Origin of the sequence: Pseudoalteromonas phenolica (assembly GCF_001444405.1) — a bacterium.
In the GTDB taxonomy this organism is placed as follows: domain Bacteria; phylum Pseudomonadota; class Gammaproteobacteria; order Enterobacterales; family Alteromonadaceae; genus Pseudoalteromonas; species Pseudoalteromonas phenolica.
Genome location: NZ_CP013188.1, coordinates 542,962 through 557,987 on the forward strand (window position 1 = coordinate 542,962; position 15,026 = coordinate 557,987).

9 protein-coding genes are annotated in these 15,026 nt (G+C 43.1%); 8 read left to right on the plus strand and 1 reads right to left on the minus strand.

Annotation, left to right across the window (positions count from 1 at the left end):
- Positions 1-787: 787 nt before the first annotated feature.
- The 4 genes from PP2015_RS19545 to PP2015_RS19560 all read left to right on the plus strand — a co-directional run bounded on the left by PP2015_RS19545 (position 788) and on the right by PP2015_RS19560 (position 11,288).
- Positions 788-3,976, plus strand: a complete 3,189-nt coding sequence (locus PP2015_RS19545; protein ID WP_058032175.1) for a glycosyl hydrolase family 18 protein — start codon at positions 788-790, stop codon at positions 3,974-3,976.
- Positions 3,977-4,131: 155 nt separating this feature from the next.
- Complete coding sequence (locus PP2015_RS19550) at positions 4,132-5,733, plus strand: lytic polysaccharide monooxygenase (protein ID WP_058032176.1); 1,602 nt, start codon at positions 4,132-4,134, stop codon at positions 5,731-5,733.
- A gap of 25 nt (positions 5,734-5,758) precedes the next feature.
- Positions 5,759-8,401, plus strand: coding sequence for a glycosyl hydrolase family 18 protein (locus PP2015_RS19555; RefSeq protein WP_058032177.1), 2,643 nt, complete (start codon positions 5,759-5,761; stop codon positions 8,399-8,401).
- A 112-nt stretch (positions 8,402-8,513) separates the two neighbouring features.
- The gene (locus tag PP2015_RS19560; RefSeq protein ID WP_058032178.1) at positions 8,514-11,288 is read left to right on the plus strand and encodes an Ig-like domain-containing protein; all 2,775 of its coding nucleotides are present in this window, start codon (positions 8,514-8,516) and stop codon (positions 11,286-11,288) included.
- A 114-nt stretch (positions 11,289-11,402) separates the two neighbouring features.
- Here PP2015_RS19560 and PP2015_RS19565 read toward each other — a convergent pair whose 3' ends face one another.
- Positions 11,403-12,374, minus strand: coding sequence for an integron integrase (locus PP2015_RS19565; RefSeq protein WP_058032179.1), 972 nt, complete (start codon positions 12,372-12,374; stop codon positions 11,403-11,405).
- A gap of 707 nt (positions 12,375-13,081) precedes the next feature.
- Between PP2015_RS19565 and PP2015_RS19575 the strand changes: the two genes are divergently transcribed.
- The 4 genes from PP2015_RS19575 to PP2015_RS19595 all read left to right on the plus strand — a co-directional run bounded on the left by PP2015_RS19575 (position 13,082) and on the right by PP2015_RS19595 (position 14,971).
- The gene (locus PP2015_RS19575; protein ID WP_157599119.1) at positions 13,082-13,429 is read left to right on the plus strand and encodes a hypothetical protein; all 348 of its coding nucleotides are present in this window, start codon (positions 13,082-13,084) and stop codon (positions 13,427-13,429) included.
- 98 nt (positions 13,430-13,527) lie between these two features.
- On the plus strand, positions 13,528-13,803 hold the full coding sequence (locus PP2015_RS19580; protein ID WP_157599120.1) for a hypothetical protein: 276 nt from the start codon (positions 13,528-13,530) through the stop codon (positions 13,801-13,803).
- Positions 13,804-13,924: 121 nt separating this feature from the next.
- Entirely contained in the window at positions 13,925-14,227 is a 303-nt protein-coding gene (locus PP2015_RS19585) for a hypothetical protein (RefSeq protein WP_058032182.1), read from the plus strand.
- Positions 14,228-14,707: 480 nt separating this feature from the next.
- On the plus strand, positions 14,708-14,971 hold the full coding sequence (locus PP2015_RS19595; RefSeq protein WP_058032184.1) for a hypothetical protein: 264 nt from the start codon (positions 14,708-14,710) through the stop codon (positions 14,969-14,971).
- Positions 14,972-15,026: the final 55 nt, after the last annotated feature.

A 15,026-nucleotide genomic window follows, 5' to 3' on the forward strand; every position in this document is an offset into this window, starting at 1 on the left:
AACCTCAGATTAAGCAGGCATTTTTTTTCTTATACTTTCTGTGTTTCTTAACATATCCAAACGAGGATATGGTTTCGCCTTCTACAAATAGCGCCCGAACATTATTCTTCATTTTTCTTATCCCACCTTAATTTCTTGGCTGAAATATAGACACTTTAAAATTTGAATATTAGAGGGAGTAAGTATAAAGAATTGTTTTTCAATTCTGCCAGAACTGGAAAAACTCAATTACTTTAAAGAGTATTGTTATCTCTTATTTATTTTTGCGAAATTTTTAACAATAAAAAGATAGTGAAAATGTATTAAAACCAGCTTTTTAAATAAGAATCAATATCAAATTTTTAACAGTTTTGGCTAAGCCCTTCTTTTCAAAACATTTAGTCAAATTACTAGTTTATGGTTTAAGTTGAACTAAAAGTATTAAAATAATTTATTTTAATAGTCTTTTTATATTATTTGTTGCTGGTATGCTCAGTGAGTTTCGTAAAGTAAAGGTAACGATTTTTTGTAGTTTTTAATCAGTTATTTCTTCAGCGTATAACTTCAAGAAAAATTATATCTATATGTTATATATGACTATTTTAACAGTATTGTCATTTTTGATTGTTTTTTGACTCATCCTTTATTGCTAATCACTGCTTTTTTAAAATTCAAAAAATCACAAATGTTAAAGTTTTGTGATTCAAAAATTGTGTTCTAGACTTTTTTTGCCCCTCAAATGGGTAAATTAGTGATTTTCAAATTAGTTGATTGTGTAAATCACAATAATTAAAGTCAGGAACAAAATATGAAACATTTCAATTTAGTGCGCAGGGGATTCAAGCCTTCAGCCTTGGTGTTAGCCATGCTGAGTGCACCCGCTTTTGCCGCTGTAGATTGTACAAATATCCCTCTATGGGGATCAGGTAAAGTTTACACTGGTGGTCAGCAAGTTCAGCAAGATGATGTTGCCTACAAAGCTAATTGGTGGAACCGCTCTTCACCAAAAGCACGTTCAGGTCAGTGGCAAGAGTGGACTAAGCTAGGTGCTTGTGGTTCTGCTGAGCCAGAAAACCAAGCGCCATCGGTGAAGCTTTTAAAGCCTGCGGCAGATCTCTCTGTGCAAGAAAACGAAGAAGTCACGCTCGACTTTAGTGCACAAGACAGTGACGGTGTAATTAAACATGTTGCGATTTACCACAATGACTCATTGGTCACGGTATTAAGTAATGCACCATATACTTTCTTTTGGAAAGCCAAAGCGGGTACTCATGAATTTCATGGCGTAGCACTAGACGATGACGGTGCAACGGCGCGCTCTGTTAGCCGTAAGATCACGGTGACGGCAGAACCACCAAAAGACAAAAACAATGTGCCTGTTGCAAGGCTTGCCGCTCAGTTACCGAGTGAGTTAGAAGTCGGCAGTGAGATTGTGTTCACCCTGGTAGCCAGCGACTCAGATGGTGACAAGTTTACACAAACGCTCAAACTAAACGGTGAAGTGCTTGCAACAAGCACTGAAAATGAACACCAAGTTGTGTGGAAAGCCACCTCGGCTGGCCGCCAAGTATTTAGCCTAGTTGCTGAAGACGAACACGGTTTAGCGTCTGACATCATCAGCCGTACCTTTGTGGTGAAAGACACCACCGACGGTGATGTGTCTCATGAAGACTGTCGTCCAGCCGGTTTATATCAAACACCAGGTGTGACGCCTGCATACTGTGATATTTACGACACAGAAGGCCGTGAACAAATGGGTGCCGATCACCCAAGACGTGTGATTGGTTACTTTACAAGCTGGCGTCATGGTAAAAACGGCCAACCAAGTTACCTAGTTGATGATATTCCGTGGGACAAGATCACCCATATTAACTACGCGTTTGCCCATGTGAATGACAAAAACGAAATCAGCATTGGTAACCCAAATGCCGAAGGCAATGCTGCCACTAATATGACGTGGCCGGGTGTTGAAGGTGCAGAAATGGACCCATCTCTGCCATACAAAGGTCACTTTAACTTACTGAGCAAATACAAGAAAAAACACAAGCATGTGAAAACGCTTATCTCGGTAGGTGGTTGGGCTGAAACCGGCGGTTACTTTGACGAAACGGGTAAACGCGTTAACAACGGCGGTTTTTACACCATGACCACCAATGAAGATGGCAGTGTTAACCAAGCTGGTATCGATGCGTTTGTTAAAAGCTCAGTTGAGTTCTTAAGAACCTATGACTTTGATGGTCTAGACGTGGATTATGAATACCCGTCATCAATGAAAGACACAGGTCACCCAGAAGACTTTGCGATCAGTAACGCACGTCGTGCAGGTTTAAACAACTCGTACCAAGTACTGATGAAAGACCTACGTGAAGCCCTTGATAAAGCAGGTGAGCAAGACGGTAAACACTACATGTTAACCATTGCTGCACCGTCATCAGGTTATCTTCTACGCGGTATGGAAACATTCCAAACGGCTCAGTATTTAGACTTTGTAAACATCATGACGTACGACCTTCACGGTGCGTGGAATGATCATGTTGGCCACAATGCGCCACTGTACGACACAGGTAAAGACACAGAGCTTAAAACCTGGAATGTATATAACACCAAAGAATTTGGTGGCATCGGTTATTTAAATACTGACTGGGCGGTGAATTACTTCCGCGGCACTATGCCAGCGGGACGCATTAACATTGGTATTCCTTACTATACCCGTGGCTTTAAAGACGTACGCGGTGGCGAAAATGGCCTGTGGGGTCGTGCCCCTCTACCTAACCAAAGTGATTGCCCGAAGGGCACTGGCATTGGTGAAAAGAACAAGTGTGGTAACGGCGCCATTGGTATTGATAACTTATGGCACGACATTGAAAACGGCCAAGAAGTTGCAGCAGGCTCTAACCCACTTTGGCATGCTAAAAACCTAGAGCATGGCATTAATCCAAGCTACCTAGGGGTTTATGGTCTAACGCCTGAGTCAGATCCAGATGATGTGTTTAAAGGTGACTATGTGCGTCATTATGACGACGTTGCGGTGGCACCTTGGTTATACAACGCTGAGAAAAAAGTATTCCTTTCAATGGAAGACACGGAGTCGATGAAAACCAAACTCGACTATGTAGTTGAAAAGGGCCTCGGCGGGGTGATGTTCTGGGAGCTGGCAGGTGACTTTGATTACCACGCTGACAAAGGCGAATACTTCATGGGGTCAACCATGACGTCTTTAGCGTATAACACCTTTAATCAAAGTGGTGTGGCATATAGCACCAACCTGGGTGACAACGAGTTTGCTGCGCCAGATAAAGCTGTCGACATTCGTTTTGTCGCCAAAGACTTCCCTGTTGGCGACCAAAACTACCCAATTCGTCCAACTTTTGCGTTTACCAATAACTCAGAGCTGGATCTGACTGGTGCAACGATTACATTTAACGTCCCGACGTCGACGTCACCGATTTTCAAATCGAACTGGAATGCACGCAAAAAGCTGGGCATGGCAGTAGAGCACGATGCGTCAAATAGCACGGGCAATAACATTGGCGGCTTTGAGAACGAATTCCACCGTTTCTCAATTACCTTCAAAAACCAATGGGGCGGTCAGCTTGAGTCATTTAAGCCGGGCGAAACGGTCAATGCACAAGTGATGTACTACATGCCAATTACAGGCCCTGTGAACTTTGTGGTTGAAAAAGACGGCAGTAAGTATGCCTTCACCTCTGAATACCCAGAGTTACCTATTGCGACTAAGCCTGACACAGGCAATGGCGGCGGTAACGGTGGTGGCAGTGATGACAACACCCCGCCAGATGGCAAAACCTGTGAAGGTGTCAATGTAAACAACATTAATACATACCCGAATTGGCCTCGCACAAATTGGGCGGGTCAGCCAAGTCATGCAGTCGGGGGCGATCTTCTGATCCACAACGGCGCAGTTTACAAAGCCAAGTGGTGGACCAACGGCACGCCAAGTGACGGTGGCGCATGGCAAAAAGTATGTAGCCTTTAACCCGTTAGGGTTCCCAACGGGGAGTGGCCGTTAGGCCGCTCCTTTATCAAACGTTTTCAACATGAATGATTGACAGGTTGCGACTGAATAGAGTCTGCGACGTGAGCAAAGTCATGTTTAAAGCAATTGGAATCGACAACAAAAACGAGTAAACCATGAAAAAACAACTCACCTTATGCGCCGTTGGCGTCGCTTTAGGGGCGGGGCTCATTGGCAAAGTCAATGCGCACGGTTATATGGATTTTCCTAAAGCCAGACAAACAATTTGTCACGAGCAAGGTGGATATTGGTGGCCAGAAGATGGCTCTAATATTCCAAATGCTGCTTGTCGCGTAGCATATTTACAGTCAAAACATGAGCCGCTTATTCAGCGCCATGAGTTTTCTGTTAACACTGCGGATTACAACAACCAAAGCGCGGTTGAAGCCAATGTGCCTGACGGCACGCTATGTGCGGCAGGTAATGCCAGCAAGGCGGGCATTAATATTCCCTCTGCAGATTGGCAAAAAACCGAAGTGGTACCCAATGGCGAAGGCAAAATTAAGATCCGCTACCGTGCAACCACGCCACATAATCCAAGTTTTTGGCAGTTTTATTTAACTAAACCGGGCGTGGACTTTAAAAATAAGCCACTGGCATGGGGCGACTTAGAGCTGGTGCAAGCGCACGGCAATGTTGACTTCTTTATGGCACCAGATGGACATCGTTACTACGAAATGGACGTTGCTATACCAGAACGTTTTGAGGGCGATGCTATTTTGTATAGCCGTTGGCAACGTGACGATGTGGTCGGTGAAGGTTTCTACAACTGTAGCGATATAACCATAAAGCGCGATGATGCCTCAACACCAGCCCCTGATACTTGGTTTGCCTTTGACTACTTTGTAAAACAAGGGCAAGAAGCACAAAACGGTGACACCATTTGGGCACGTCTATTTGACGAAAATGGCCGAGAGCTAATTCAAGAAAAGTTCGATGTGACTGCTGCGAATGCCAACCAGTGGCAGGCTGAATTTGCCAACAAGCTGGTATCTGGCTTTGACAGCTTGCTCCGCATTGGTGTGCAAAATGCCAGTGGTGAGATTGTATTTGATGCTGAAAACATCAAGAGCAATCAAGTTTTCTTAAGCAATAAGACACACAGCTTTAATCTTAAAGTACACAAAAAGCCAACCAATACCGCACCGACTGTGCATACGCCAGCACCGCTGACGCTAGAAGAAGGGCAAAGTAAGCATCTGCATGTGCATGCTTTTGATGACGAGCAAGCAATACTGAAGTTTGACTGGCAGCTACCTGCTGCTGTGCGTTTTACAGGTCAAGGCTCAACCATCACAGTGACTGTGCCGCAAGTGGATGCAGACACGCGTTTTGACGGCAAAGTAACGGTTTCAGACGGCATTATCAGTAAAACCGTGCCGCTGGTGATTAACGTTACGAACAAAGTAGACAAGCCAGAACCTACACCACCAACAGGTAAAGACACATGGGATGCGAACAAGGTTTATACCGCAGGTAATACAGCCGTTTATAAAGGCAAAACTTACCGCGCCAAATGGTGGGTACGCGGCCAAACGCCAGATTCTAGCCAAGCTTGGGAATTAGTCCAAAGCGGTGGTGACGATACCAATTCATACAACTCCAACAAAGCCTACCAAGGTGGCGCCATTGTGACCTTTGAAGGTCAGCGTTATCAAGCTCGCTGGTGGACGCGCGGTCAAACACCGGGCCAAAGTTCTGTTTGGAAAAAACTCTAATAATACTCAGTAAGGTAAATACACTATGTTTAAATATTTAACCACAGCTGCCGCCGTAGGTGCAGCTTTAGCAAGTGCCGCATCATTTGCCGCACCATCGACGCCAAGCATTAACTGGAAGCCACAAAACTATTCGTTTGTCGATGTAAACATCTATGGTCGCGGTTCTTATAAGCAACTAATTCAAGCCAAAGACGTTGTTGACATCCAAATTGAATGGAACGCATGGTCTGGCAAAGGCGGTGACAGCTACAAAGTATACTTTGACGATAAAGTGGTGAACGAAGGCACCTTATCGGCAGGCACAACAGGCGGTACTATTCGCTTCCCGTATCATAAGTCTGGCCGCCACCAACTGCGTATTGCCCTATGTGATTCAAGCGGCTGTGCTATGTCTGCGTCTAAGCCAATTGTCATTGCCGACACAGACGGCGGTCACTTAGAGCCACTTAAACTCAACGTTAACCCTAACAATAAAAAGTTCGACACCGATCCAAATACGGTGGTTGGCGCTTACTTTGTAGAGTGGGGTATCTATGGTCGTAAATTCGATGTGACTCAGATCCCAGCTGACAACATTACTCACCTACTTTACGGCTTTATTCCTGTGTGTGGCCCAAATGACTCGCTCTCAGAAATTGAAAACGGCAACAGCTTACGTGCCCTTGAACTGGCATGTGGTGGCTCAAAAGATTACGAAGTCGTTATTCACGATCCGTGGGCGGCAGTACAAAAAGCACTACCGGGTGTGAGCAGCAAAGATCCAATTCGTGGTACTTACGCGCAGCTTATGGCACTGAAAAAGCGCAATCCTGATCTGAAGATTTTACCATCGGTAGGTGGTTGGACACTCTCTGATCCATTCTTCGATTTCGACAAAAAAGAAAACCGCGACACCTTTGTTAGCTCAATGCGCGAGTTCTTAAAAACGTGGAAGTTCTACGACGGTATCGACATCGACTGGGAATTCCCGGGTGGTGATGGTGCAAACCCAGATCTAGGCTCTGAAAAAGACGGCGAAGTGTACATCATTCTAATGAAAGAGCTACGAGAGATGCTTGATGAGTTAGAAATCGAAATGGGTCGTGAGTTTGAACTGACCTCTGCCATTGGTACAGGTTACGACAAAATTGAAGACGTAGACTACAAACAAGCTGCGCAGTACATGGACTACATTTTTGCCATGACCTACGACTTTGCAGGCGGCTGGAACAATGTAACGGGCCACCAAACTGCGATTTACTGTGGCTCTCACATGAGTGCAGACGAGTGTAACGGCACAGGTGTAGACGAAAACGGTGAGCCAAGAAAAGGCCCTGCCTACACGCTAGATAACGCAATCCAATTACTACTTAAGCAAGGTGTGCCAAGCGACAAGCTGGTAGTGGGCACTGCTATGTATGGCCGCGGTTGGGAAGGGGTTTACCCACAAAATGCTGAAATTGAAGGCAACCCAATGACCGCCCCTGCGAATGGCAAGCTGAAAGGCTCAACATCACAAGGCGTTTGGGAAGCGGGTGTGATTGATTATAAAGGCTTAAAAGCCCACATGATCGGTCAAGACGAGCAAGGTATTAACGGGTTTGAAGTAGGGTACGATGAACAAGCAGAAGCCGCTTATGTTTGGAACCGTCAAAAGGGCACATTGGTTACTTATGATAGCCCTCGCTCTGTGCGTGCCAAAGGTCGTTATGTACGTGAGCATAATTTAGCTGGTTTATTTGCATGGGAAATCGATGCAGATAACGGCGATATCTTAAACGCTATGCACGAAGGATTAGCGGGAGAGGTTGTGCCGCCTAAGCCGAAAAACAAAGCTCCAATTGTGACGCTTGTTGAGCAGATCACTTTAAACGCGGGGGATGTTCATGTTTTAACTGCTACCGCGACAGATCCAGAAGGGAAAGCCGTGACCTTTAGCTGGCAAGGCGATGCAGCGCTTAATCTTCAGTCTGAAAATGACAGCGTAATCATCGCGGCGCCTAAAGTAACCACAGACTCAGTTTACACCGTTAACCTAAGCGTAAGCGACGGCGTTAACACAGTTAATCGTTCAGTCAAAGTGACTGTAAAGGCTCCTGTTGTTGAAAACAAAGCACCTGTTGTGGGCTCAGTTGCCGCGCTAACGTTAGACGAAAACACGTCAAAAACACTGAGCGTAACGGCCAATGATCCTGAGGGCAAAGCGCTGTCTTATACATGGCGTGTACCGGGCCACACTGTGGTTGGTAATGGTGCAAGTGTGACACTTAAAGCGGGCGAAGTGGCTAAAACCACCACTGTAAAAGGCAGTGTTGCAGTGACTGATGGCAAGCACACAGTGACACGCGAATTCAACGTAACCATTAATAACGTTGAAGTAACTGAGCCAACTCCACCGGGTAACGATGACACAACATGGGATCCGAACAAGGTTTACACAGGCGGTAACACGGTTAAGTACAAAGGCGTTGAATATCGTGCACGTTGGTGGACTAAAGGTGCAATACCAAGTAATGGCGGTGTTTGGGCCGAGATCATCCCAGATGACGGTAAAGTACGCGCATGGCGTAGCGACCTAGTTTATACCGGTGGCGATAAGGTTGAGCATAATGGTGAAACCTACCAAGCTCGCTGGTGGACGCGCGGTCAAACTCCAGGCAACGGCGGCGTATGGCGCAAGCTTTAATCTTCCTTAATAAAATAATGATTAGTCAGAACTAAGTTCATTCTAGGTGCATGGATGCACCTAAATAACCTGAACTCAGGTTAAGTAATAAAGACATAAAAAGAGAATAAAAATGTTAAAAATGAGTAAGGTGGCCTTTTTTGTGGCTGCAAGCATGGGTGCAAGTGCATTAACCAGTGTGACTGCAATGGCCAGCGAGCCGGTAAGTCTTCATAACAATAAACAGTTACAAAACAGCTTAAAGTCTCAGTTATCGCAAAATGATAGTTTTTTTAGAGTAGCAAGCTCGTCGTCTCAGAGTGATTTTGAATTTAGAACACACACAAAATCTGCAGATGGTAAACATTTGCGCCGCAGCCAATATTATAAAGGTGTGCGTGTTTATGGTGGTGAAATTGTCACTCACCATGAAGAGAAAAATGTGTTCAGTGCTTGGTTTCAAACTGAGGGCGAAATAAAGTCAATTAGTGGCTCGGTGATCACAAAGCCAAGCATAGATACAGTTATTCCGAGCATCGACGCTGATAAAGCAATCGCGTTTGCTAAAGAGCAAATTAAAGCACTTATTTCATCATCTGATGAGCAAGCTGAGCTGATTATATTCCCGCATAACGGCGAGCTTAAACTGGCTTACTTAGTCACCATTTTGGCTGAAACACAAGATGCACCAACGCGCCCTGAGTTTACCATTGATGCGCATTCAGGTGCGGTATTAAATCGCATTGAAACCTTGCACCATACCAGAGTGGGCTCTGGACCCGGCGGTAATGAAAAGATCGGCCTACATCACTATGGAACTGATAAACCCCATTTTCATGCCAAAGAGTTAGGCAATGGCCAATGTGAGATGTCGCATACAGATATTCGAGTTATTGACATGGAGCACGGCACGACAAATACAGAAACGTTTCAGTTTCCTTGCTATGAAAACACCCATAAAAGCGTAAATGGTGCGTATTCACCACTCAATGACGCAATGTATTATGGCCAAGCCACCATAGATCTATTTAAAGATTGGCTTGATAGCCGCGCCCTAACTGGTGATTTGGTGATGCGTATTCATTATCGTGAAGATTATTTGAATGCCTTTTGGAATGGTAAAGAAGTGACCTTTGGTGACGGCGACTTAGCCAACTATGGTGTTTACCCATTCACATCATTAGGGGTTGTTGCCCACGAAATCGGCCACGGCGTGACGCATCAAAACTCAAAGTTGGTTTATAGCAATATGTCGGGCGGTGTGAATGAAGCCTTTTCTGATATGACCTCAGAAGCGCTGGAATGTTACATGAACCAAAAGCCGGATGGCAGCTGTGAAGTTGACTGGTTAATTGGCGCAAGTATTTTCAAAAACCGCACTGCACTGCGTTATATGGCGAACCCTGAAAAAGATGGTCACTCAATTGGTCATGCAGATAAATTCAAACCGGGCATGGGTGTGCACAGTAGTTCAGGTGTGTTTAATAAAGCATTCTATTTATTAGCAAATACGCCTGACTGGGGTGTAAAAAAAGCCTATGAAGTGATGTATAACGCCAACAAAAACTTTTGGGTTTATAACGGCAACTTTGAGTCACTTGCCTGTGGGGTAACGGCATCTGCAAAAGACTTAGGTTATGACACCAAAGCCATTGGTGAAGCCTTTAAGCAAGTGGGGGTTTTTGCTTGTACTGAAAACAAAGCGCCAACGATTACCCTGACTAGCCCTAAAGTAAACGAGCGCTTTATTGTGGGCACAGACGTGACCATTACTGCAAATGCACAAGACGATTATGGTCGTGTTGAAAAAGTAGAGTTTTTTGTAAACGGTCGACTACATGCAACTGACACTCAAGCGCCATTCGAAACCAAGTTTACTTCAAACAATACCGGTCAGTTCGTAGTGGCTGCTCGTGCAACAGACAACGATGGAGCCATGGCTGATGCGCAAACGGTTAGCTTTACTCTAATCGATCCGAGCCAATGTAATACTGCACCTTGGCAGGGCGGTCGCGTATATACGTCGGGCCAAAAAGTCTCATTTGATGGCTTTGAATACGAAGCCAAGTGGTGGAACCGAGACCAAAATCCGGGTAGCAACTCAGGGTCATGGGGCGTATGGAAAAAAGGCCTAGAGTGTGGCGGCGTTACTGACAAGCCAAATCAAGCGCCGAGCGTGCAATTCATCAGCCCACTAAACAATATTGAGGTTGAACAAGGGCAAAGCGTTAACTTTAACCTCGATGCAAAAGACAGTGACGGCGATGTTAAGTTGGTTGAAGTAACCATTAACGGCCAGTTGCTAACTCGTCTAAATAGCGCGCCTTATCAATTTAACTGGAAGGCAAACAAAGCAGGTAGCTACCGCTTTAGCGCCATTGCAAAAGACGACAAAGGTGCAACGACAACTGCCAAAGCTGTCACAGTGGTGGTAAATGAAAGCAAAGAGCCAACGCCAACGGCACCAGAGGTGATGCTGTTGTCACCAAGCCAAGGCCAAACGGTAAAACTTGGTGAGCGTTTATCACTCACTGTTAGCGCAAATGACAAAGATGGTGACCTTAAACAAGTTGCTTACTTTGTGAATGGAAAACAAGTGAGTGTAAGTACACAAGCGCCTTACGCGGCAAGCTTCACAGCCAACCAATTAGGTAATGTGAGCATTTACGCTGTGGCGACTGATGCAACGGGTTTAAGCACACAGTCAAAGGCAAACACCATCAATGTGGTTGATAGCAGCAGTGATTGTGCAGTCGCCGAGTGGAGCAATAACAAAGTGTATACCGCGGGAAATAAAGCAAGCTTAGACGGTGAGTTATATGAAGCCAAGTGGTGGACACGTGGTCAAAACCCTGCCCAATACTCAAGCCAATGGGCGGTTTGGAAAAAGTTAGGCGCGTGTAACTAAGCTTTACAGCGAATACAAATAACCTTTTTCAACTGAGTTTATTTTGGCCCGTGTTGGGCAAGCGCAACGGACTGCGCTTTTTTGCTATTAAAGACATCAAGTAATAAGTACAGACTACAAAATAGCTGATATGGGGCTTTCAACACTGTTCGCCCCTCTTTGCAGTACATGGGTATATATTTGCGTCGTTTTCACATCACTATGACCCAGTTGTTCTTGAACCGTTCTAATATCTGCCCCGCTCTGTAATAAATGGGTCGCAAATGAGTGGCGTAGTGTGTGACAACTGACATTCTTTTCTATTTTCGCTTTTCTAGTCGCAACTTTTATTCCCTTACGCAAACTCGACTCATCAATATGATGTCTTCTCAATGCAGATTGCTCATGAGGGTCATAACTTAGGCTGTTAGAAAAGAATAGATAATGCCACAACGGATCTTTAGGTGCATTGGGGTATTTTTTGGCAAGTGCATGTGGTAACCAAACCCCTTTGTATGCTTGATTAGTTATATCATTGTATGCTGTTTGCTTGGCTTTTTCTATTTGTGTTTTAAGCGCAGGAATAAGTGCTGGAGCAAGGGTGACTCGCCGATTTTTGGCGCCTTTACCTTGCCAAACTTTCACACTTAGATAATCGAAATCAATATCTTGTACACGTAATCTAACTGCTTCCATAACCCTTAAACCACTGCCATACATGAGCTGGCAAGGTAGTAAAATTGAAGGCGTGAGATTCGCAAGTAACCGTTTAATTTCATCTTGTGTGAGAACGACTGGTAATTTTCTGGGGCGCTCACTCATATTAAATTGCAATTGCCTTTCAAATGGTAACTTCAAAAACTCTCGATATAGAAAGACTAATGAGTTTAGTGCGGTTGCTTGTGTACTTGCGGCAACATTTCTGTCGTTCGACAAAAACTCTAAATATTGCTCAACGTGGCTTGCAGTAAGGTCTTTAGGATGTTGCTTTTTATGAAACAGAATGTAGTGATACACCCAATAAATATACGTTTTAATTGTACGCTTAGCATACCTGCGGGTAACCATGTAGCGCTCTAAAGCATTTAGAAACGGAGAGTTTGACATAGGGTTCAAAGTTTTTGATATGTATAAATAAACAGTAGTCAAAGGGTTGTAAGATGCAAGTTTATTTACAATGCCTGTTTATTCCGCAAGAAAAACGTAAGGTGTTGAGTCTGTTTCAGAAACAAGATATTGTTTGGCGAAATTAACAGGAATGATTCCCGATTTTGTACTGATAAATTAAGGAATTTTTCCTATGAAAAAGCTGTTAGTATTCAATGGAGATTGACATTAAATTTCACCAATATATTCCCAGAATAGAAAATTTAAATGAGCAACAAAGGTGTGACTTTTACCGTTGGTTGGCTCACTCCTTGACAGTTTCTATAAGGGTTATAATTTGTGATAAGACTCTGCCACAGAGTGAAATTCTTAATCGTGTGAAGTGGCTTAATGAAATTGAGCATAGGGCTATCACCAAAACTTATGTAAGACCATTCGATATAGAAGATACATTGGACTTCTTTGACATGATCAACGATTACGTAGATAAAAATAATAATATCAGCTCTCAGCTACATCATTGTTTTACAAAATCATTGAACCAGTTGAACAAATGAATACTAACAAGTTAATTAAACAGAGGACGCAAAACAGTAGGCTTGCGCTCCTTCGTCGCTTATTTTAGCCTACTATTTTTCGCCGTTTATTAAGGCGTTATCTTTCCTCAGAGGTTGCCTGTGAAATATGTCTTTTTGATTTTTTGTTTTATGAGTTTCGGAAGTCTTGCATGTAGTGAAGCTCGTAACGTCTCTCTGATTAGCCTTATCGCAAACCCTGAAAAGTTTGATCAAAAATGTATTTGGGTAAGTGGGTATCTTCATACGCAATTTGAAGATTCTAGATTGTATCTAAGTAAAGAGCATGCTGATCGATTATTTACTGAAAATTCGATTTGGGTTGATGGAACAGAAGGTGAACTGAATGCTAAATGGGTATCTCTCAGAGGAGTCTTTAACTTTAATGAGAAAAATAACTTTTTACCGTTAGTAGCCACATCTAAAGTCGTCTTATCTGAACAAGTATTTGATGGTTCTAAAAGACTAACGGAAAGATAACAAGTTAATTATTTGGGAAATGTTTACACTGTCGCTTCGCTCCAAAACGTGCAAAAATTCCCAATATTAAAGCGTTATATACCTTTAGAGTTATGCATTTGAAAATTGATATCTTGCGTAAAAATTACAATTTGGAAATCGAATCGCCATTTACCTTATTTATAGATGGTAATACCGTTGTTTTTGATGCTCTCATCAAAGGTTATGGTGCAAAAAACGGAATGGTAATTGATGCAGACGGTAGCAAATTAATCAATTTAAACTCTGAGTTATCTGCTTTAAACTATGGCTTTTCGTGTTTAAATCTAAATGCTTCCGATATCGCTGATGGTTTTGATGAAATCCTCGGTGATTGGGGTGCAAGCGGTATATAACAAGCAAATAAACAGGGACAAATAACAGCTTGGCTTTTGTTCACTACGTTCACTATTTTAGCCAAGCATTATTTGCCCGTTATTAGGGCGTTATACGTTCCTATAGCTCGGTGTTAATTAAATGTCTGAAGATGCAATCAAAATCGCAAAGAATTTGCTAGAAAGCGATGAAAACTACTTAGATAACGTAATTGCTCTTTGGCGTATTGGTAACGAAAAATATGGGCAATGTTGGGATACTGAATATCATGTATTCGGTGTTATTGAGTCAGAAACAGACCATTTGCCTTTAAAGCATGTTCGCCCTAATTGCTCAGCTGATTTTCTTATAAAAGCAGACGAGGAGCTAGCTGAGACAATACGATATTATCGTTCCGATGTGGCTAATGCCTGTCGTAAAATAATCAGTAGTAAAAACGTATAACAAATTAATTAAACAGTGGACGCAAAACAGCAGGCTTGCGCTCATTCTTCGCTTATTTTAGCCTGCTATTTTCCGCCGTTTATTAAGGCGTTATATAACAATTGGAGTTGTGAGAAATGTTTAAAGCCTTATTTATAATCAGCATCGTTCTGATTTTTTCGGGCATAGCTCTATTTGTTTATGATACTTATCTGTACGAGGTAGTATTAACAGAAGTAGCTAAATCGGACGACCTCTACATGGTTGTTGTACCGAGTGATTCATTCTCTATTGTTGATTATTGGGCGCACTTTTTAATTTCTGGAAGTTGCTTATTTATTTTAATTAGAGTTAAAAGTGCTATGAGTAAGTAGTTTGTTATATAACAAACGCTTTAACCAAAGGACGCAAAACAGCAGGCTTGCGCTCCTTCGTCGCTAATTTTAGCCTGCTATTTTGCGCCGGTTAAGCGAGGCGTTAGGCTACATCAAGGTTGAATGCATGGACTGGAACTATTTAATCATTTTCTCAATTTGCTTGAGCCTATTTTTTATAATGGTCAAATTGTCAGAAATTGACGCAAAATTAAAAATTCTCTTATCTCAACAAGAGATCGATTGGTCTCAACAATTTAATGAAGAAATACATACTGCAATTTTAGGTGGAGACCTACCTAAAGCGGCAAAATTACTTAGAAGTGAAACAGGCTTATCTCTTGTTTACTGCTTAGATATAGTCAAAAAACACGGTAAAAGTTCTGCCTAACAAGCAATTAAACAGGGATAAAAAACTTGCGGGCTATTCGCTTCGCTCAATTTTA